The organism is Dyadobacter sp. CY261, assembly GCF_021440085.1.
Lineage (GTDB): Bacteria > Bacteroidota > Bacteroidia > Cytophagales > Spirosomataceae > Dyadobacter.
Window position 1 is genome coordinate 178,882 of the sequence record NZ_JAKCPW010000012.1, and the last position, 20,013, is coordinate 198,894.

General features: G+C 46.8%; 25 protein-coding genes. 12 read left to right on the plus strand and 13 right to left on the minus strand.

All coding sequences use genetic code 11. The annotated features are described in order from the left end of the window. Positions 1-175: 175 nt before the first annotated feature. The 4 genes from LZD49_RS28375 to LZD49_RS28390 all read right to left on the minus strand — a co-directional run bounded on the left by LZD49_RS28375 (position 176) and on the right by LZD49_RS28390 (position 3,604). Entirely contained in the window at positions 176-1,504 is a 1,329-nt protein-coding gene (locus LZD49_RS28375) for an HD domain-containing protein (protein ID WP_234671252.1), read from the minus strand. Next, positions 1,501-2,850, minus strand: a complete 1,350-nt coding sequence (locus LZD49_RS28380) for a hypothetical protein (RefSeq protein WP_234671253.1) — start codon at positions 2,848-2,850, stop codon at positions 1,501-1,503. The genes LZD49_RS28375 and LZD49_RS28380 overlap by 4 nt, the downstream gene beginning before the upstream one ends. Next, a complete protein-coding gene (locus LZD49_RS28385; RefSeq protein WP_234671254.1) occupies positions 2,831-3,265 on the minus strand; it encodes a hypothetical protein in 435 nt (144 codons plus the stop codon). The genes LZD49_RS28380 and LZD49_RS28385 overlap by 20 nt, the downstream gene beginning before the upstream one ends. A gap of 117 nt (positions 3,266-3,382) precedes the next feature. Then, entirely contained in the window at positions 3,383-3,604 is a 222-nt protein-coding gene (locus LZD49_RS28390) for a helix-turn-helix transcriptional regulator (protein ID WP_234671255.1), read from the minus strand. Between the two features lie 139 nt (positions 3,605-3,743). Between LZD49_RS28390 and LZD49_RS28395 the strand changes: the two genes are divergently transcribed. Together LZD49_RS28395 and LZD49_RS28400 are read left to right on the plus strand one after the other, a co-directional pair. Continuing rightward, on the plus strand, positions 3,744-3,980 hold the full coding sequence (locus tag LZD49_RS28395; protein WP_234671256.1) for a SymE family type I addiction module toxin: 237 nt from the start codon (positions 3,744-3,746) through the stop codon (positions 3,978-3,980). A 74-nt stretch (positions 3,981-4,054) separates the two neighbouring features. Continuing rightward, entirely contained in the window at positions 4,055-4,345 is a 291-nt protein-coding gene (locus LZD49_RS28400; protein ID WP_234671258.1) for a hypothetical protein, read from the plus strand. Between the two features lie 127 nt (positions 4,346-4,472). Here the strand turns inward: LZD49_RS28400 and LZD49_RS28405 are convergent, their stop codons facing one another. The 5 genes from LZD49_RS28405 to LZD49_RS28425 form a co-directional block, all read right to left on the minus strand. After that, entirely contained in the window at positions 4,473-4,784 is a 312-nt protein-coding gene (locus LZD49_RS28405) for a type II toxin-antitoxin system RelE/ParE family toxin (RefSeq protein WP_234671260.1), read from the minus strand. Further along, a complete protein-coding gene (locus tag LZD49_RS28410; RefSeq protein WP_234671262.1) occupies positions 4,784-5,029 on the minus strand; it encodes a type II toxin-antitoxin system ParD family antitoxin in 246 nt (81 codons plus the stop codon). Before LZD49_RS28410 ends, LZD49_RS28405 begins: the two co-directional genes overlap by 1 nt. A 209-nt stretch (positions 5,030-5,238) precedes the next feature. After that, entirely contained in the window at positions 5,239-5,994 is a 756-nt protein-coding gene (locus tag LZD49_RS28415; RefSeq protein WP_234671263.1) for an MBL fold metallo-hydrolase, read from the minus strand. 129 nt (positions 5,995-6,123) lie between these two features. Further along, entirely contained in the window at positions 6,124-6,807 is a 684-nt protein-coding gene (locus LZD49_RS28420; protein ID WP_234671264.1) for a hypothetical protein, read from the minus strand. After that, the gene (locus tag LZD49_RS28425) at positions 6,804-7,133 is read right to left on the minus strand and encodes a T9SS type A sorting domain-containing protein (protein ID WP_234671265.1); all 330 of its coding nucleotides are present in this window, start codon (positions 7,131-7,133) and stop codon (positions 6,804-6,806) included. The genes LZD49_RS28420 and LZD49_RS28425 overlap by 4 nt, the downstream gene beginning before the upstream one ends. Before the next feature lie 153 nt (positions 7,134-7,286). On the opposite strand from LZD49_RS28425, the gene LZD49_RS28430 reads away from it, so the two are divergent. Next, positions 7,287-8,084 (plus strand): hypothetical protein, encoded by a 798-nt coding sequence (locus tag LZD49_RS28430; RefSeq protein ID WP_234671266.1) that lies wholly within the window; start codon positions 7,287-7,289, stop codon positions 8,082-8,084. Positions 8,085-8,102: 18 nt separating this feature from the next. Here the strand turns inward: LZD49_RS28430 and LZD49_RS28435 are convergent, their stop codons facing one another. Both LZD49_RS28435 and LZD49_RS28440 read right to left on the minus strand, forming a co-directional pair. After that, entirely contained in the window at positions 8,103-8,516 is a 414-nt protein-coding gene (locus LZD49_RS28435; RefSeq protein ID WP_234671267.1) for a hypothetical protein, read from the minus strand. A 130-nt stretch (positions 8,517-8,646) separates the two neighbouring features. Then, positions 8,647-10,014 (minus strand): alpha/beta hydrolase, encoded by a 1,368-nt coding sequence (locus LZD49_RS28440; RefSeq protein ID WP_234671268.1) that lies wholly within the window; start codon positions 10,012-10,014, stop codon positions 8,647-8,649. Between the two features lie 134 nt (positions 10,015-10,148). Here LZD49_RS28440 and LZD49_RS28445 point away from each other — a divergent pair, with 134 nt between their 5' ends. The 3 genes from LZD49_RS28445 to LZD49_RS28455 all read left to right on the plus strand — a co-directional run bounded on the left by LZD49_RS28445 (position 10,149) and on the right by LZD49_RS28455 (position 12,749). Beyond that, positions 10,149-10,598, plus strand: a complete 450-nt coding sequence (locus LZD49_RS28445; RefSeq protein ID WP_234671269.1) for a glycine zipper family protein — start codon at positions 10,149-10,151, stop codon at positions 10,596-10,598. 196 nt (positions 10,599-10,794) lie between these two features. Continuing rightward, the gene (locus tag LZD49_RS28450) at positions 10,795-11,979 is read left to right on the plus strand and encodes an ATP-binding protein (RefSeq protein ID WP_234671270.1); all 1,185 of its coding nucleotides are present in this window, start codon (positions 10,795-10,797) and stop codon (positions 11,977-11,979) included. A gap of 5 nt (positions 11,980-11,984) precedes the next feature. After that, positions 11,985-12,749, plus strand: a complete 765-nt coding sequence (locus tag LZD49_RS28455) for a methyltransferase domain-containing protein (protein WP_234671271.1) — start codon at positions 11,985-11,987, stop codon at positions 12,747-12,749. 43 nt (positions 12,750-12,792) lie between these two features. On the opposite strand, the gene LZD49_RS28460 is transcribed toward LZD49_RS28455, so the two are convergent. Then, a complete protein-coding gene (locus LZD49_RS28460) occupies positions 12,793-13,683 on the minus strand; it encodes an NAD(P)H-binding protein (RefSeq protein ID WP_234671272.1) in 891 nt (296 codons plus the stop codon). A 78-nt stretch (positions 13,684-13,761) separates the two neighbouring features. Here LZD49_RS28460 and LZD49_RS28465 point away from each other — a divergent pair, with 78 nt between their 5' ends. From LZD49_RS28465 to LZD49_RS28490, 6 genes are all read left to right on the plus strand, one after another. Further along, a complete protein-coding gene (locus LZD49_RS28465; protein ID WP_304488714.1) occupies positions 13,762-14,148 on the plus strand; it encodes a helix-turn-helix domain-containing protein in 387 nt (128 codons plus the stop codon). 89 nt (positions 14,149-14,237) lie between these two features. Further along, positions 14,238-14,651 carry a DUF6157 family protein gene (locus tag LZD49_RS28470; RefSeq protein WP_234671273.1) on the plus strand — a complete coding sequence of 138 codons (414 nt, stop codon included), beginning with the start codon at positions 14,238-14,240 and terminating at the stop codon, positions 14,649-14,651. Between the two features lie 92 nt (positions 14,652-14,743). Next, positions 14,744-16,399 (plus strand): PQQ-dependent sugar dehydrogenase, encoded by a 1,656-nt coding sequence (locus LZD49_RS28475; protein WP_234671274.1) that lies wholly within the window; start codon positions 14,744-14,746, stop codon positions 16,397-16,399. Between the two features lie 23 nt (positions 16,400-16,422). Beyond that, positions 16,423-16,992: a hypothetical protein gene (locus LZD49_RS28480; protein ID WP_234671275.1), complete on the plus strand. Its 570-nt coding sequence runs from the start codon at positions 16,423-16,425 to the stop codon at positions 16,990-16,992. Between the two features lie 21 nt (positions 16,993-17,013). Beyond that, positions 17,014-17,709 (plus strand): aspartate/glutamate racemase family protein, encoded by a 696-nt coding sequence (locus LZD49_RS28485; protein ID WP_234671276.1) that lies wholly within the window; start codon positions 17,014-17,016, stop codon positions 17,707-17,709. Positions 17,710-17,760: 51 nt separating this feature from the next. After that, the gene (locus LZD49_RS28490; protein WP_234671277.1) at positions 17,761-18,318 is read left to right on the plus strand and encodes a dihydrofolate reductase family protein; all 558 of its coding nucleotides are present in this window, start codon (positions 17,761-17,763) and stop codon (positions 18,316-18,318) included. A 93-nt stretch (positions 18,319-18,411) separates the two neighbouring features. On the opposite strand, the gene LZD49_RS28495 is transcribed toward LZD49_RS28490, so the two are convergent. Next, positions 18,412-19,983, minus strand: a complete 1,572-nt coding sequence (locus LZD49_RS28495) for a M81 family metallopeptidase (RefSeq protein ID WP_234671278.1) — start codon at positions 19,981-19,983, stop codon at positions 18,412-18,414. Between the last annotated feature and the right edge of the window lie 30 nt (positions 19,984-20,013).

Consider the following 20,013-nt stretch of genomic DNA (forward strand, 5'->3'; position numbering starts at 1 on the left):
GATAAGTGTAAACGGAATCTCGGGTACATATGTCCCCGGATAAGGTAAATGCTTTCTTGAATCGAATGGGACGAGACTACCCAAGTCAAACGACAGCGTTTGATGGAAGTTCCAATTTATGTCTGACAATATGCCTTTTACTTTGAAATATTCAGCGACGGCTGCATTTTCTTCACTATTCATGTACAACACCTTCCTCGTAAAGATTAATTAAATTGATATTTGGGTCATTTAGTTGTCTAGAAAAATATTTTACAACATCTTTTTGAATTTTTCCGATCTTTAATTTGGAGTTTCTAAACTTTGTAATGTCTAGATCTTTATTCTTAAAGAAAACTCCAATAAGTAGACTTCGTGAGGAACTGCCAATTGTGATAGGTATACCGGTTTCAGTTATTATGTCTATTTTTCTTCTGGTTTTATCTATATCCAATATAGGATGTAAGGAGATCATCGCTGATTTAAGTGTAGGGTGAGTAGATCTAACAAGCAACTCTATTTCATTTTCCATTTCTTTGCGACTTGCTGTACTTGTAAATTCACTATATAGCTCTACCTTACTAGTTTCTAATATACATAAACAGCCATATAGGTTTCCGATCATCAATCTGGATATTATGTCATTATTATTTGCGGAAAAATCCTTCAATTTTCTGAGAAGTTCGTAGTCCGTGTCGAACCATCGAAAGGGGAAAGGATTGTTAGAGCCATGTTTTGTGTTTTCAACAGCTTCCGTAAGCATTGCCTTTCCGGAAAATTCATCTGCATTCAGAAGTAAATATTCATACAGGTGACGTCTGATCTTATGCCAATCATTAAGTAAATAAACGCTGTCATCTTTTATTTTTAATAGACCATCATCAATTATCAATCTGGTAGCCAATTTTAAGGGAACGCTCTTGTCTGCAACGATACCGAGATGGAATGCGAGCCTGTAAACATTGTCAATATTGTCCAAGTCTATACTATTACTAATAAGAGGGCCAAAAAGGCCGTTTCCCTGTATTCCATCACTAATTAATTGAATGTCAGCTTTCGAGAGTTTTACGTTTTTTGTGAGAACGTCGTTTAGATTTCCCAATAATCCGAAAAAAGCTACTTCATAAGTTGCACGGTGAGAAGTAAAGTGATTTCCATCTTTTTTTAGTAATATTTCTAGGAACGAGCTTTCTGGGCTATATTCCTCTATATATTCAATTGTGTGTCCAAAAGCTGAATTTGCTACATCATGCAACAACGCCGCCACAACGAACGCTTTTACTTCATTAGGCGAAAAAGATCTTTTTAAAATCCATGACTCGTAGCACTTGATGGCTAGGTAGCAAGTCCCAATTGCATGCTCATAGCGATTAATATTTGCTCCACCGGTCAAGCATAATGAATTAATATTGCATAGCCTTATTTCTCTCAGTCGTTGTACCTCCGGAGTTGCAAGGACTTCCCATACATAATCGGGTAGGTATATCCTGCCGTATAAAGTATCTAAAATGTACCGTCTATTCATTTTTTATATGTTTCTGCGCATATCATGCCGGACGCGAACGATTGTAGGATACCAATGAATTTACCAGTTATTTCGCCAATTACATAAAAATTGGGTAGGCACTGAAAATCTTCTGCTAGTTTGAAGCTTGTCTTTTGATAATTCATTTCTGGAAAAAATATGCTTGTACGTGACCGGTAGTCCTTATGTACAAAGCTGGACACGAAGCTCTTTACTTCATCCCTTAGTCTGTGTGAAATCTGGTTCGGGAGAAACTCGTTTATGTCGCCTTTTTCCCATGATTTTATAGAGGATTCATAATTAAATTCGTTTGATTCGATACTATTTAGGAAATCAAAGTATGTTTGTCGAATAGGCTTAATTAGTCCGTTATTTTTCCGTTTTAAAATTATGTCTTCAATAATAGTTGTTATATCATGATTTTCAGCGTCGAGCTTATATAAAATGCCAAGATTGGTGAAACTAGTTGGGTTTTTGTAGTCATCGTATCCCTCCGTGTATAGCAGATTGTCTGAATAATAGAGGGCGATCTTTCCCCCTTTGCTTACGCAAAATGTTTTGCAGTTGCCTGATTTTAATTTTAAGTCATAGTGAAATTTGTCGATATCTGGAAACGCGGAAATTGGAAACTCAACTCGAACGCCGATCTCTGCTTTTTCAGCACGGCTTTCAACACCGAATTTTTTACTTAGTTTATCGGCTAAATTATGGCCCGATTTGCCAGTTGCCAATATCACTTTTTCGCACGAAAGCACTTCTAGATTGCTTTTGTTAAATATGTGAACAATATATCTGCCATCGTGGATTTCAATATCGGTGACCATGGTATTGAAGCGAATTTCTATCCCGGCACGAATAAAATCTTCCTCGAATTTTTGATTAACATTAAAAAAGTCTTTTTGGCTATATAGTGCGGCGTCATAATACTTGAACTCATACCCGAGACCATTATAATAGCTTTTTGCCTGTTCGTGCATTTCTGGGAGATTGACATGCCTTTTTAATTGGAGATTCTGCTCATAAACTTGCGCCGATTCTTTTATTTTTCTCTCAATATATGCAGAATCATCCAAGATATTTGTCAGTCCACTTCCGGCTGGATATAGACTTACTTTGCCGCCTGCCATAACCGATGATCCACCAAATCCACTGGTAATGTGACAAACTTTTTTATAGTTACATTCCTTGTAATCTAGTACAGGACAATTTCTGTATGCAAGTCTTGGGCCTGCTTCAATGCACAGTATTTCGGATGGATCCAGTCCATCTTGAAGGTATTTCCATAAAAAGCCAATTCCGGATGGGCCAAGGCCGATGAGACAAATTCTAGTTTTTTGTGTTTTCAATATATTTGTGATCGAGGAGGAGGGTTGTATCAAGTAAATATTCGTTGTCAAAAGATATTCTTTCAAAGAATGTTGTGTCTTTCGTAATAATTAACATTGGAATATTTTTTGAATGACGCGATGGGAATTTGAGTGTAAAGGCATCGCCAATTTTAGATTTTACCTTGTGTCCGCCAATTTCTACTATTATGTCTCCTTTTGGCTGTTTGACTGACTTTCTAGCTATCGTTGCGGTAAGTGTATAGATCCTCTCCCAATTTCCAATTATCGGGAGGCGTTTCATGAAATTTGGTATAAGTATACTTAGAAAAAGGAAAATGGACAAGGCATAGAGCAGCATTGACCATGGAATTTTTTTTCTCAACCTGTTTAAATAATATCTTGCAAGTATTTTTGTTTTTTTTGTGCTCATCATCCAAGGGATTTGAAGTTAAAGACAGCCAATTGTGGCGGCCGGCCCGAGGTGTGTGTTTTCAGAGAAGGGAGTTTTAAAGTCAGAGAAGCGGCTGTACGTATAAATAGTCGTGTGATGTTATTTCTCAAGATGCTTGATAGTTGGTGTTAGCAATTCCCTAATATCGACATTTAGTTTCGTTGCAATTTCGTGAAGCATTTCCAATGACGGTTGTGCGTCGTTAGTACACCATCGAGAAACGGTTGATTCGGCTTTGCTGAGTTCGCGAGCGAGCTCTCTGTTTGTTTTTCCCTGTTCCGTAAGAACCAGCTTTATTCTGTTGATACGCACTTTTGGCATATAATGTATATTTTATGCTATCTAGTGTTATTTCAGAATTTTATCAATAGCGGCAGGTAGAAAATTACTGTGTATAGTGTTTTACATCAAATAATTTACTATATTTGCTATGTAATTTACACTTTACCCAAAACAAACTATGCCTAGTAGAAAATCCTCCCATCCCACCGAAAGACAATTGACCGTTTACAGCAAATACCTCCCGCGGGTGTATCAATATGTAATAATGCCCGAGATCAGGCTTTGCGGGAAATGGCTGCAAGATGCGGGGTTCGAATGCGGGGATGAAGTGACGGTGAAGTGTTTGGAGAACAAATTGGAGATTACGCTAAATCCGGCAGAGGAGGCCGAACCGGCGCCGCTTCGCAAGCGATGACGCGGAAATCACGGTCGCAAAACATCGCCAAATGAATATTTAATGGTATCATGCAGAAAAATAAGCGTCGTTTTATGAAGATTGTTCTTCCTCTTGTTTTCTGCATGATCGTTTCTTCCGTGAGCGGTCAACCCGTGTCTCAGGACGATTTAAAGGTGTTTTCCAAAAGCGATTTCAAAATTTCATATCCCTCGGGATGGCGCGTTGACACATCTGGTACCATGAACTCGAAGGTATTTTTCTTCTCGCCGCTGGAAGGTCCCGAAGATAAATTCAGCGAAAATCTGAATGTGATGGTCCAGAATCTGGCTGGGCAGCCTATTGATATCTGGCCTACGAGTTTTCGCAGGGGATATTTAGATTGAAGGTCCTGGCGATATGCTTTATCAAAAATGACAATGCTTACCTGGCAACTTTTACAAGTGAAGCGTCAAAATTTGACCGTTACCGGGCCGACTGCGGAGAAGATGCTGGGGAAGTGAGGGGCGAAGCTTAAAATTCTTCAAAAGATAAGAGATGCGATTCCGCGTCCATACTCACATGAAGAATGCGGACAATTTCGATAACATGATGGGGAGCCTTTCGAAAATAAATATTGTGCTTGACAAAAGGGGTTTTACTGTATCCTACGCGGATGGCGTCAATTGATTTGGCTTTCGCTCTGCCGTCGGCAATAGATTGAAAGCAATTGAATAATCCGTCGAGATATTTCTCTGCCTGCTCAGTTGACCAAGTAGTTTCCGTATAACCCCAAATATCCTCCAAGTCAGATTCGGCCCGACGAGCCAGGCGGTATGATCCCATTAAGATTTTCTTTTAGCTCGCATTCTAGCTTTAAATTCTGCCGGGTCGAAGTCTTCAACCCAGCCGCTTTGCTCACCTTCGATCAATGCTTGTCTTAGCAGCTTCAATTCTTCTTCTTCTCTTTCAAGCAAGCGCAGACCAGCCCTTACAACCTCGCTCGTGGAGGCATAGCGGCCGGTTTCAATTTGATTTTGAATAAATGTATCAAAATGTGGACCGATGGAAATGGATGTGTTCTTTGTCATGATAGATCTTGCTGAGTCGCTGATTTAATAAAAGTACCAAAAATTGGTAACATTTCCCACAAAAAATCCCTTCGGAGACTGAAGGGAGGGAACATTTATGAATGTTGGCGTATTGGACTGTCTTCGACCGCCGGACGGCCCCGTGCGCTCAGACTGACATCTCTCAATGTCATGCTGAGCGCACCGGGCCGCCGGGCGGCCGAAGCACGTCACTTCACCGTATACCAATCCCTAACCCGCACATCAATCTTCCCATCCTTCTCATTCACCAATTTCTTAAACGCCTCGGTATCGCTAAATCCATTCTGCCCGCGGTAGTGGTAGGGGTAAACGATTTTGGGTTTGAATGCGAGGACGGTGGTGGCGGCTTCGTTGATGTCCATCGTGTAAGGCAAATTCATGCACACAAATGCGATGTCGATGTTTTTCAGGGCTTTGATTTCCGGAACGCCGGAGGTATCGCCGCTGATGAATACGGATTTGTCGCCCAATTTGAGCACATAACCGTTGCCGCGGCCTTTGGTGTGGCGGGAGTCTGCGGTTTCAGGCAGGTTGTACATCGGGATAGCGGTGATGGAGATGCCGAGTTTTTCGGTGGTCTGGCCGTTGGCGAGGACGGTTGTTTTGGCCTTCAATGCATCCGACATTTTATCAACTACGGCTTGTGGCGCGACAATCACGGTGTTGGCCAGATCAAGGGCATCGAGCGACGCCGGGTCAAAATGGTCGCCGTGGATGTCGGTGATCAGGATCAGGTCGGGCTTGGCGATGCCTACGAACGTTTTCTGGCCCTGGTATGGGTCGGCATAGATGGTTTTGCCATTCCAGGTCAATGCGAGCGTGGCGTGGTTGAGCGGCTGGATTTTGAGCGGACCTTTGGACGTGGGAACTTCGTCAGGTTTAGGAAGCTGCGCGAAGCAAAGCGAGGCTGCGAAGAGGAGTAAAAAGGTGAAAGTCGTTTTCATGATTTGGTTGAGTTAGATTGATCAAATTTAGGGTTCTGCTACTTTTTTACAACTTTCCTGTTGTTAAATGTTCTGTTAAAAACAGTACGGATTGTTGAAATGAATGTTATAGCTGGGATTTACCGACAATCAGTTCAATTTGAAACCGACTTCCAGCGACAATACGTCATATCTTTCGTTTTTGGCTTGCGCTAACTCGCCTCGGATCCGGTTGAACGGCCCGATGTCGTATCGAAGATTAATTACCATTTTGGGGAATCTGTATGATAGTTCAAGCGGAACAACGGGAAGTACAGTCTTGTAATAATGGTTCGTGATAAACGTTTTTTCCGTTGGTTCGCCGTAGCCATAGATGTCCGGGGTTCGGGAGAACGACGCAAGGAGGATCTGTGCACCAACTCCGGCCCCTAACGAAAGGCGGTCGACCAAATGGTAGTGAACAAGGCCATTAATGCCCGTTATATAATCGGAACCGCCCGCCTGGTAAATGCCCGTAGTCTCACCGACGACGCCTTTCAGCTCAATGGGATCGTCCCAATAGCTTATTTTGGACAGGTATCCGTGTACTTTAAGGTGTAGGTCAGAGGATAGCCGTTGAAGCAGGAAAGCGCCTGTGCCGACACCTCCCAGCAAAAATTTCGGGGTGGAATTTTTGTTGTATCCCAGCACGGGATAAACGGATTTCTGAGAACCACTTCCTGGGATATGAATATTAATATTTGCATTTAGAAACCATTCACTGGAAGCTTTCTGTGCATTTGTATGGAAGGCGAGGAGCAATGCCGACGCCCATAGGATTACCCGTCCGGTCATAACGCCATAAATTTTTTTGTATAAACCGAACCATTCTTATGAAGCACCGCGTGATAAGCGCCGGTTCCTGATTGCGTAGGATCAATGTCGAAACCATTCATCGGGTTTCCCTCGGGCACATACCATTCAAAAACGATCTTACCGTCGGGTCCCAAAATTTGAAGCGAAAACTCAGACAGCGTATCATTTTTTACATAAATCCAGATTCTATTCTTGCCCGGATTTGGATAAACAGCCAGTGTAAGGGTAGGATCGGGTTCGAATTGGGGCGGCTTGTTACAGCCCCAAAGTGCAGCCACCAAAAGCAATGCGTAAATGTATTTCATACAGGGCGAAAAAGGTGTAGGTTTTTGAAAAGCTCAATAGGCAAGAATTCCAAAGTTAACAAGACATTCGACGGTTACAAATGAGCTATTGTTTTTTGTCTTGGTTGAAAATATCTAATTAGTTTGCAGCGGAATCGGTTACTGCCTACCATTATGACTCAATATTTAAAAGTAGCGCCCAGCTTGGCGCGGTTTGTATTCTATTTTAGATCAATACTGACAGGCAGTGCGGCACGGGAGGCGCAGGCCCAGGCGTTTGTCGTGGCACCCTTTAATTTCAGTATCCAAAACGGCGCCTACACGCTCGCAAGCACGAATGAGAAAGCGCTGACAGAGGTGAAGACGGAAATTCTGCCACAAACCTTCATGCAGAAGCCCGACCCAAATTTGTTTCTCCTGTATGCACAGCCGAGCGGTATCTTGCTTTTCAAGTCGAGGAATTTGAAGGATTCGGCTAATGTGGCAGGTAAACTGACTAGCCCGTCGATGGTTGTGGTGGATACCATTTTTCACAATCAGGTATATGTTCAGAAATCCGCTAATGGCGAAGACTATTCTTTTGACATATGCTATTCATTGCTAATTGACGGCAAACGCTATTATACCGATTTCCGGCCGCATGATTTCGCTGCATTCCGTTATCCGCTGGTGCATCACAAGCAGCTTTTTATGCTCGCGTCACAAGATACAGGCCATGACATGTACGCCGACAAAGGCTACCCCGAGCATTTCCACATCGCCGTTTTCGATATGCAAAATGGCGGGATCAAAACCCGTTTCGTAAGCGAAGAATTGCCATTTCGCTACGGCAACGAGTTTCTCGATGATAGCGATAATGTGATCAAGTCAGAATACAAGGCAGAGGATCAGACTTTCCGCATTGAAATCAAAGGGCTTAGTGAGACTTATAAGGGTGTTTGGGATGGGAAAGATTTAAAGCATTTGAAATAAATGGCCATTAAAAAATTTTCATAATATCTTCACCGAAGCCAGTATTTCCAAAACTTCATCTTCGTTTTTACTCCTGCCATAAATGCTGAGTTTCCTGAAATCATCGACTTTGATGTAAAGGCCCATCAATCCTTGCCCGGTCTTTTTAGGCCATACGGTGAGCGTTTTGTAGCCGTTCTGCACGGATTCTCTGCGGTGGTGGGTAGCGCTCGTTTCCTTTGTGAAAGAGTAGGAGTACATGCCCATGTCGTACCTGAGCGTATCTTTTCCGTCGGTAATGCCGCCTACTTTGGAGTCGTAGCCCTGTGCTTCAAACTTTTTCCAGCTTGACGGTGCTACAAATGAGAAGTCATCGAAAGCCAGCGGGGTGGGTTGGTCCTTTTTGCAACCCATGACCAGAAGAAGTACGAGTAATAATATAGAGGTCTTCATAGATTTAAGTAGAATATTATGAGGTAATTCGAAGACCAAAAAGCACTTAACTTGGTTGCAAGTCCCGCCCAACATGCCTGGAAATGTATTCAAGGCACCCTTTGCGCGGGTGCCCTGAAGATGATCAATGCTACACAATAGGCGCTTCCCCTTCAAGCACCGGCGTTTGCACCGGCACGCCGGCCAATCGCTGTAAAACGTGCGCCACAACGGGCTGGCAACTGAAAAGGTATGCGTGATGCTTCATCAGAAAATCCTTTTCCCAGAAGGTTTTGAGGAGGTTGATGTCGCTGTAATCGCCGTTCCTTGCTTTTGCCATCGCTTCGTCGTCGTTGTCGAGGAAGCCGTAAAGGAGCGCATTGGGGGTTGGGTCGGGGCTTTCTTTGATGATATCCAGTACATTATAGAAGTTGAACCCTTCTTCGAGTTTCAGATTGGGGTCTTTTTTGAAGATTTCGTCGCCGTAGGAGCCAAGGTTGCGGAAATCGGTGGTAAGGCCCTCTGCATCGGGGCGGGGATCGAAATTGCCGGTATCCTCATTCAGGTTAAACTGCTTGGAACTCACATACAAAAGGTAATCGCTCGGATCGTAGTAAATGTGCACATGTTTGGCGAGCTGTTTCAGCGGAGTATAATTGTAGTGGAAATGCGGGCCTTTGAATTTTCTCCGCATATTTCTCAGTTGCACTCCTCCCTGTTGCACGGCAAGGTGCGTTACGTCGGGTGCCATCAGAAAAATGTTCTCGAAAATCCCTGTTGGAATAGTATGGCCCTCACCCGGGTTGATCATGCCGTTCAATAACTGGTGGCCAAACGAATGCACGACGAGGTTCAGCGTTTTGCCTGCTTCTTTCAGCTTTTTCGAAAGCACTTCAAAATATTCGAACAAGCCATTCTGCGTGAATTTTTGCCCGAAACCAATCGACCGGTCATCGGCCTTTTTGCGCCAACCGTACGACGGCCAGCCCATGTAAAGGACATTGGCGACGGTATTTTGTGGGTGTTGGAGGTAGCTTTGGACAAATTGGGGGACAAGGTCCAGCTTCAGTCCCGGTTCCCAATCAAAGCCGTGGATATAAACGAAAACATGCTTACGCGATTCCGGCAGCCTGCTTACTGCCTGCGTAACGCCGGTTGCGAATACTTCGGGAAACAATTCGTTGACCCTGAATTGGAGGTTAGGAGCGGGAGGTAGATTGGCGAAAAACAGTTTGTCGGGCGCATCGGCCATATCGATGATCGGGACGCCTGCATTGTGGGCGCGGTAGCAAACAAAGAAATTGGATCTGTCTTGGTCCGACAAGCCCGAATAACCGTCCAGTTCAACCTTATTGCCAATCACTTTGGTGCCATCGGCGGTAATAAACCACCGTTCACGGCCGTCATAAACGGCACCCGTGATTTGCACGGTTGTGCCCCTGGTGAAAAAAGGCCGCTGGCCATTGGGGCCGGGCCGTTGCGTCTGCCGATCGAGGTCATCGTTGATAATCCCTTCCATAGAGGTGGTTGTTTAAAGGTCAAGGTATTTCGACAATTTAATAAGAATTAGGGGTAAGCTCAATGGCATCTTATTAAGCGGTTTGGTTTGGTACGATTTTAGAAGTAACGCATGTAGAACCATCCAACACAAAGATGAAAGCTATAATGTCAATGCTAGTAGTAGCCTCTATTCTGACAGCGTGTAACAAGCACTCAGACAACCAGGAAGCAGCTTTGAAAGCACAGCAAAAAACCATCGATTCTATGAAAGTAGCGATGGAAAAGCAAGCGATTGTAGATTCCATGAACAACATAGTTGCAGAGCAACGGGAGCGTGAAAAGTGGGAAGAAATTAAGAAAAATGAGGCATCAAGCAACAATAAAGCCGTTGCGACTGCCCCGGCACCCGCTCCTGCCAAGAAGAAATGGAGCCACACGGCCAAAGGCGCGCTCGTAGGAGCGGGGACTGGTGCGATCACCGGAGCCATCGTCAATAAAAAACGTGGGGAAGGCGCATTGATCGGTAGCGTAATTGGCGCCGGTGTAGGTGCCGGTACCGGAGCGATCGTCGACCGCAGTGTCAAGAAACGTAAAGAGCAATAATCACATACGCTATATAAATTGAGAATGCCGGCCTGATGGTCGGCATTTTTTTATTGAGGTACCCCACGAACCCGTTATTTTACCTTGTAATTATAACACCTACTGTTATAATTACAAGGTAAAATAACTTGCAAACCAGGAACAATTCTCTTACTTTTACCTTGTAAATCTAACATTCAAAGTTATAATTGCAAGGATGATCCCACGCATTGCGCACGAAGAAATCAAGGAATTGCTGGAAGATTTTCCGGCCGTAGGCATCCTTGGGCCCAGGCAAATCGGCAAAACGACGCTGGCTGACCTGATTTCGGAATCCATTCATCCCAAACCGATTTACCTAGATCTCGAAGACCCGCTCGATGTGGCGAAACTGAGCGATGCTGCGGCATATTTCGAAGCGCATAAAGGCAGGCTGATCATATTGGACGAAATCCATCGGGTCCCTGAACTATTTCCGGTGCTTCGGGGCGTGATCGACCGGCGGCGGCGGGAGGGCATGCGGACCGGCCAGTTCCTCATTCTGGGTTCGGCTTCCCTTGACCTTTTGAAGCAATCGTCGGAAACGCTAGCGGGCAGGATTGCCTACCGCGAACTTTCTGGTTTTGTAGTCAATGAAATTACAGAAATTGGCCGCGCTGCACAGGAAAAATTGTGGCTTCGGGGAGGTTTTCCGGACAGTTTTCTGGCCAAAAACGACCTCAACAGCTTCCGGTGGCGGCTGAATTTTATCAATACTTACATAGAAAGGGATATTCCACAATTCGGCCCGCGCATTCCGACAGTGCTGCTCCGCAGACTCTGGACCATGCTCGCGCACCTTTCGGGCAGTCAGCTCAACACCGCGCAACTGGGCGCAAACCTTGATATTGCCTTGCCGACGGTGAAGCGCTATGTTGACCTGCTGGAAGAACTCTTTCTGATCCGCACGTTACGCCCTTGGGCCGGAAATGTGGGGAAACGGTTGGTTCGGACGCCCAAAGTGTATATCCGTGACAGCGGCCTCACACACGCATTGCTCAATCTCGCCACGCTGGACGACCTTCTCGGGCATCCGATAGTGGGCCACAGTTGGGAAGGATTTGTAATTGAAAATCTCCTTTCCGCATTACCGCTGGGCATGACGGCCTGGTATTACCGCACCTCGGCAGGCGCTGAAATTGATCTGGTACTGGAACGAGGAATGAATGAACGATATGCTATTGAGATTAAAAGGTCATTATCGCCTTCGCTTTCAAAGGGATTTTACCTGGGTTGCGACGATATTGGTGCCGAAAAGCGTTACCTGGTGTACTCGGGGAACGAGCGTTTCCCATTGGCGAAAGACGTTACCGCTATTCCGCTAGTGGAAATGGTAAACGAATTGATGAATTTGAAAATATAACCACGATGCCCTGGAACCCGGAAGTTTACAATCAATATAAATCAGAGAGAGCAGCACCTGCCCTTGACTTGTTGGCCCTGTTGAATGTGCGGCCAGGTTTGACAGCGGTCGATCTCGGCTGCGGCACGGGCGACCTCACCGCAAAATTGGCGGCGACATTGCCCGATGCGCGTGTGCTGGGAGTGGATTCTTCGGCCGAAATGTTGGTTAAATCGAGCGAAACGGGCAGCAGCTCGGTAAACTTCGAATGCATTTCGATTGAAGACCAGCTGAAAAAGTCGCAGCAGTGGGATGTGGTTTTTTCCAATGCAGCATTACAGTGGGTCCCCGATCACGAAACGCTGCTGCCGCGGATCATTTCAACCTTGAAGCCCGGAGGTCAGTTGTTAATCCAAATGCCACCCCAGCATCACAACCTGACCAACCGCCTGCTCAACGAACTGGCCACGAAAGAACCCTATTCCGAACTCTACGCTGACTGGAACCGCATTTCGCCTGTCCTGGAAACCGGTCGCTATGCCGAAATCCTGTTCGAATGCGGCAGCCAGTCGATGCAGGTTTTTGAAAAGATATACCCGCTGGTTCTGAAAGACGTAGATTCCCTACTCACCTGGGTTTCCGGCACGGCAATAATTCCATACCTGGAACGCCTGCCAGATCCATTGAAAGAGCCTTTTATCAAAGATTACCGCGCCCTGCTCGCCAGCCATTTTCCCAAAACGCCGGTTTTTTATGCGTTTAAAAGGATACTGATTGAGGCCAGGTTTTGATAAAACACCCAGAACCGTAACAGGCTGGTCCCGGGTGCTTACGCTACTGAGCGTACACCCCCGCAAACCGCCTTGCGAACTCTTCCAGCTTCAAAGTCCCTTTGATTTCACCGCGGTTTTTCCAATAATCTTCCTGCATTGTGCCGTTTTGCAACGCTTGTCCCATGTCGCGGTAGAGGCTGGCGAAGCTTTCGTTGAGGCCGGCTTGGAGCATGCCGTTGAAGGCATCTTCATCCGAGAATGGCACCCATGGCGTTCCTGGTTTTCCGACGGCCGCACCTAACACTGCCGCTATTTCGGAGGGGTGGCGTTCATCGCTGGAAATATAGGTGATGGTCTGGGTTTCGGTGAATGGGGCCAGAAGTTGCTCAGCGGCCACTTTCGCAATGTCGTCAGTATCTACCAGCACGAGTTTTTCCTCCGTGGCGCCGAAGTTGCTGCCTGTAATGCCCGCATTTTTAATCAGGTCAATTTGCGCGTACAGGTTGTTGAAGAAATACGACGGACGAAGGATTTTTACTTGTAAACCGGCAATGGTCGCCAGCTTTTCTTCCAGGTAACCCAATGCGTCGATCGGCCCCGCGCCTTTGCGCAAATGTGCGCCGACGCTGCTTAGGAGCACAATGCGGTCGATGCCAGCGGCTTGAAGAGCCTGTACATATTTATCCGCCACTTCGCGCTGGAATTGCGCGTAATCAGTTACTGAAAAGTCGCTTGGGATCATTAAATAGGCGATATCACCTCCCTGAAATGCGGTTTCCAAGAACGTTTCGTCCTGCACAGAACCGATGGCCGGCTGTGCACCGAGGCTTTCAATTTGCTCCTTTTTGGCCGGATTACTGCTGATGACGGTTACTTCATGGCCAGCTGCGATAAGGTTTTTGGTTACCGGCAGACCGATATTGCCGAGGGATCCTGTGATGATGTATTTCATGTCTTTTCGATTTGTTTTTTGATGGGACAAAGCTATATTTGTACTTACTTTTTGACAAGTACTTACCCCAGAGTATGTATGACTAAGATCAAGGAAAGCTCAACTTACAATGCGAATCGCGAGATCGTGATGCAGGAATGCCCGGTTACCTATGTGATGAACAAGATCGGCGGCCACTGGAAACCGATCATTTTGTTCCACCTGCTGGCTGGCAGCAAGCGTTACAGCGAGATTAAGAAGGCAATGCCGCACATCACGGAAAAGATGCTGATCCAGCATTTGAAACAATTGGAAAGCGACTCCCTGGTGATCCGCGAGGCCAAACCGGTCGTCCCGCCTTTCGTTACTTACACATTGACAGAAGGCGGCCGTGAGCTGGAACCGGTGATCAATGCAATGGCAGAATGGGCCCACCGCGATATGAAGCGGTCGGGCCAGTTAAATGCTGTTGAGATGGCGGTTTGACGGTTTGAATAAATTTCTTGTATCCAGTTAGCTCTGCTGACATACCATTGTCACTGGAAGTATTACTTTGCAGTTCAAAAAACAGTGCTATGAAAGTTCACACGACCAACTACGAAAACACATTCATCGAAGTTGCCGCCGATTGTCCGGCGACGACGGGGGAAGTGCCGCCGATGAAAGGGGATACCAAAACCGTCGCCGGAATTGAGTACGAAATGATCAGCAAGCATCCTTACCAGTTCTCGTCCGACGATGTGCTGTTCAAGGTATTTGCAGAGCGCAAGGATCTGACAGAAAACGAGTTGGAAGAAGCACGCAAGCAATTTTTCTCAAAAGGGCAGGCCTGTATGAGGGCTTCGCCGCTCACCAAGCGCTATGGCTGGGGCGTTCATAATGATGAGGAAGGGAAAATAGCGATTTACAGTTGCGATTCTCCCGAATACAAGAAATTCGTCAAAGACAGCGGGTTGAAAACGGTGAAAGCGATGAAGTCGAGCCGTTAGCTGTATTAAGGTGCCTGGGAATGCTTCGCAAGAAATAGGCGGCGGGTTAGTGGAGAATTTTTATATTTACATTACTCCTCTTAATCTTCGCCATGAGACACTTAGTCTGCACGATAATACTTCTAATTAGCGCCTTGGGCAGTTGTCTTGCGCAGCCGAAGCTAGCTATCGAAACGGTTGTATCCGGCTTCACACGCCCGGTTAAAGTCACCCATGCGAATGACAGCCGGCTGTTCGTTGCTGAAATTGGCGGCAAGATCAGGGTAGTTAAAAACGGAGCAATCCTCCCGACGCCTTTTCTGGACATCGCGGCGAAGATCAATGACCCTGATTGGGCAGGTATTTTCAGCATTGCATTCTCGCCTAACTACCAGACTTCCGGGTTTTTCTACGTCATGTACGTGGTGAAGAGCAAAACGGAAGTTCAAATATCCCGCTTCACACGGCAACCGGGCAATGCAGATCTCGCTGATGCCAATTCGGAAGTCAAAATACTCACCATTCCCTACGAGGACGTGCTGGGCGGTCACCGCGGAGGGGATATGGCTTTTGGCATGGACGGTTTTCTGTATATCTCAACCGGCGACAATGGCCCGGGTTCGCGCGGTGTTTTGGGAGATCCTGCCAACAACTCGCAAAACATGGGTAAGCTGTTTGGCAAACTGTTGCGCCTCGATACCAGCGCCCCGGCTCCCGGCGATAATCCGCTCGGAAAGATATTCGCCCTCGGCCTTCGAAATCCCTGGCGCTTCGGCTTCGACCGGCAGACAGGAGATTTGTGGATTGGCGACAACGGGCAGGACGGCTGGGAAGAGGTCAACTATTTGTCGTACCCGTTCGGAAATACTATTTCCAATTTCGGCTGGAACTGCCTCGAAGGCACGCAAACATACAATGCGTCGCATTGCGCACAAGGCACCGCTTACATTGCGCCAAAGCTAACCTACCCGGGATTTACCAACAATGGCGGCAAGGACGCATCTGTCATGGGCGGCTTCGTTTACCGCGGCTCGCGCTATCCGTCCATGAAGGGCTACTACTTTTTTGGCGACTACGCAACCGGTAAAATCGGATACATTAACCCACTCGGTGTGCCCACGCCCGACGCGGGTTTGACCCATCCATCGTTAATCTCATTTGGAGAAGACCAATCTGGCGAGCTGTTTGTGGTTTCGTTTCTGAATGGGACGTTGTCAAAACTAAGCAATCCGGGTGATCCGTTGCCGGTTCAGCTCGCTTTTTTCAGGGTAGCCGAGCGGGAGCAATCCAAGGTACTGGAATGGCGGACATTGTTTGAGAGCAATTTTCATCATTTCGTCGTGCAGCGCAGCCTGGACGGCCAGAAGTTTGAAGGTATCGATACCGTAAATTGTCACGGAAGCTATTATACGTATACCTATCTCATTGCCGGTCCTTCATACGGAAACAGTTACTACCGCCTTAAAATGGTGGATCTGGATGGCAGCTTTCAATACAGTTCGCTTATTGCTGTGAAAACGGGCGGACGTATGATCGAACCGTTTGTTTTCCCGAACCCGGCCGCCGCCATGTTCCGCGTCGGTGGTATCACGAAGGGTGATAAGATCAGTTTGTACTCCGTTTCAGGCGCATTGGTGATCTCGAAAAGCGCAGTTTCGGATCAGGACATTGATTTTACGCTAAAAGGTCGCCCGGCAGGTATCTATACAATCATGATTGAGAATAAAAATTCAGGATTTTTGAAGAAATTAAAAGTTTCAAAAGACTAAGTTCAAAAAAACTAAACGTAGCCATGAACAACAATACCAGAACTTCTCAAAGTCCGACCTGGGTTTTACAAACCCTCATGTTTTTCAAACGTCACTATCTCATCGTGCTTGCGCTTGGAATGGCCGCAGCTATGGGCAGGGTGATTCAACTGGGCGCATTGGGTCCGATATCCCCCGTATTACATTTAGCCCTTGAAATTATTATTGAAGGAGCGCGACTCATGATTTTTGTCTATGCATTGGGGTTAACTAATGTGCGCAAGGGTTTCGGGAGGATCAGACAAATTTTAACAAAAAGTGGTGCTTGGAAATCGAATTGGAGCATCGCAAAGACACGTCTGAAAAGAGATTGGCGGTCACTTTTGGCCAGTATGGTAATATACCTCCTGATCGCCTGGGTCATCAACTTGCTGATCGATTATACTGCTTATCAGACCTGTTTATATTATAAATTAAAAGTAAACAGCATTATCTCGGAGGGCGCTTCTGAATGGGTAATTATCCTATTTTTCAAAAACCTTTCCGTAATACCGCTTACCCTCATTTTCAATGCATTGTTCCTGCTCTGGATTACGGGTAGGGCTAAAAACTGATTAGTATTGTCCACATCGTTTATGAAGAAATTAGGGCTTGTCGGAGGCATGAGTTGGGTGTCTACCGTCGATTATTATCGTTTTATCAATGAAGAAGTAAATGAGAAACTCGGCGGTTTGCATTTTGCCGAATGCATTATATACTCGGTGAATTTCAATCAATTTGTCAGTAATAATACGGCAGGTAGGTGGGACGACAGTTTCAAAATGCTGCTGCATGCATGTCAAAGCCTCGAAAAGGCCGGTGCAGAAGCGATTGTATTGTGTGCCAATACCGCACATGCCGTGGCCGACAGGCTTGAAGCGCAACTTACCTTGCCTCTCATCCACATCGTGACGGCCACTGCAAAAGCAATCCAGGCGCAGGGATTGACCAAAGTTGGGCTCCTGGGCACCAGATTTACGATGGAAATGGATTTTTATAAGGACAGACTTCTGAGCCACGGCATCGTGCCTATGGTCCCGGAAAGCCAGGAAACCCGCGATTTCATACAGGATACATTAAGGGATGAACTCGGCAAAGGGATCATCCGGGAAGAAACCAAAAGGAGGTATATAGCCATCATCGAGGAACTGATTACAAAGGGAGCGACGGGGATCATTTTGGGCTGTACCGAAATTCCGATGATCATAAGTCAGGAAGACGTTACCGTTCCTGTTTTCGATACCACCCGCATTCACTCACAGGCGGCAGTGGCTTTTGCATTAAGTGAATAGTATTTTAAGTTTTATTTTTGAATTCAAATCATCAACAAACAAGAGAAAACAATGAGGAAGATCATCCTGGACCTAGCCGTGTCACTCGACGGCTTTATCGAAGGCCCTAACGGCGAAATCGACTGGATTGTAATGGACGACAGTGTCGGCAATGGTCTGGTCGATTTTCTGAAAGACATTGATACGATATTCTATGGGCGTGTCAGTTATGATCTTTGGGGGCAGTATCAGCCCGAGGAAAGTGCATCGGAGGCGGAAAAAAGCCTTTGGGCGGCGGTGCATAGTAAAGAAAAATATGTGTTTTCGCAGCACGCGAACGGCGATGGCAAGGCAACCTACGTCAACGCAAACATTGCTGAGAAGGTAAACGAAGTCCGTAACATGCCCGGAAAGGACATCTGGCTCTACGGCGGCGGCTCGCTGATTACCACATTCATTAACCAGGACCTGATCGATGTGTATCGGTTGGCTATCTACCCGGTAATTTTAGGCGCCGGAAAACCGCTTTTCAACAACCTCGAACACAGGGTGAACCTGCAACTTAACGAAGCAACAGGCGCCAGCAACGGCGTGACAATGCTGAGTTATTTGAGGAATAGGGGAGTTTAAGAGGCTTTGCGAAGCATCTACCGCCACCATGCTTCGGCCGCCGGGCGGTCGAAGCATGGTGGTCACAGGGCTCACTCAGCATGACACCGTAATTTAAAGCGCATCCGAAGAAGGTACGATCCTCGCTTTCAGATCCGGGTCTTTCATGTCTTTATCGAGCGGGAACATCGGACGTTTGATGCGTTTGTAAGGAAGCCTTTCCAGGTCCTGGTTAACTCCGCCGGGCGTAAGCGCTAAGATCCAGTCGGCGCGCATGTTGTAAAGTTCGGGTTCGAGATAGCCGATTTTCACTACCACAATGTCTGATTTGCGTGGATTAAGACCCAATCTCGTAAAATCAGCCTCTTTGTGATAAGGTTTGCGTTTTTTGGTTACGATCACCCGTACGCTGCCCACTTTCACGACTACTTCCGTTTCTGCATTGATATCGCCATGATGGATCGCTTCAACCGTCCCGACCAGCCGGACAGGAGGCGCAAAACGCGCATCGACTGCCGCGCCGGCTAATGCATCGATTTTTCCGCCTACGCCTGCCTTCACAGCGCTTTCAACCAGTTCCGGTCCCGGTATGGATGCGTAAATGAGCGACGGCCCGTTTTCTGATTGGAACTCGGGGCGTTTCAGGATTTCAGTGATCGTCCAGGTAACGTCGCCGGCACCGCCCGCAGTGGGGTTATCGCCGGAGTCGCTAATGAAGAATGGATGCTGGCTGCTTGCCAGAGCCTTGGCCAATGCGCCTTTCAGATCGTCGGTAGGGGCCACAAATGCGAAATCTCTCCGGACGTCCCAGAAACTTTTTGCCAGTTGCTCGGCGGTTTGTGAAACGGTTGCCTTGTTGTCGCCGGTAACCATCACAACGGCATGGTTACGAGGCTCGTCTGCCCAAGCGTAACCCACCCACATGGCCGCGTCGATCACGCCCGATTGCACGGCCGCGGGCGCGACCTGCGCGTAAAGCGACTTTCCCGGTTCGATTCGCGTGCTGGTTTTCTCACCTGGCAGCAGGATAGGAACCGGAATCCAGGCCTTGTATGCAGGTTTTCCTTTACCGCTTTCTATGCGTTCCAGCAATTTTGCCACTGCCCTGCGTTTGGATTGCATGGCGTCCTCGTGCGGGGCCATGCGGTAGCAGGTGATGAGGTCGGTATTTTGTGCCAGTCGCCACGAAACGTTGCCGTGGAGATCCATGCAGGTAGAGATAATGGTCTTTTTCCCAATTACTTCGCGTATGCGGGTGATGAGGTCGCCTTCGGGATCATCCAGGCCTTCGACGCTCATCGCGCCATGGATGTCGAAATACAGTCCATCGTATGGCCCGTTCTTTTTCAATAATTCTAGTGTTTGTTTTACCAATGACTCATATGCTTTGCGTGTGACCATTCCACCCGGCAATGACTTGCCTACCAGCGCAGGAAGCCATTCGGCACGCTGCCGGAGGTTGGAGTCCACGGCCATAAAAGGGTAGGAGCTAAAAATCTGCTCGCCATATTTGGCCTTAAAAGCCGGCTCTTCCGTGCGGGCAGGCGAAAACGTACTCGATTCAATACCGAGCCCGGTAATGGCAATGCGTGGTAATGCTTTCGATTTTTTTTCTCCGTCGGCAAAGGAAAACGCGTGAAACGACGCAACGAGGAAAGAAATGATCAGGGAAAGTGTAATTTTCATATAATATGTTTTAACAAACAGACTTTTAGG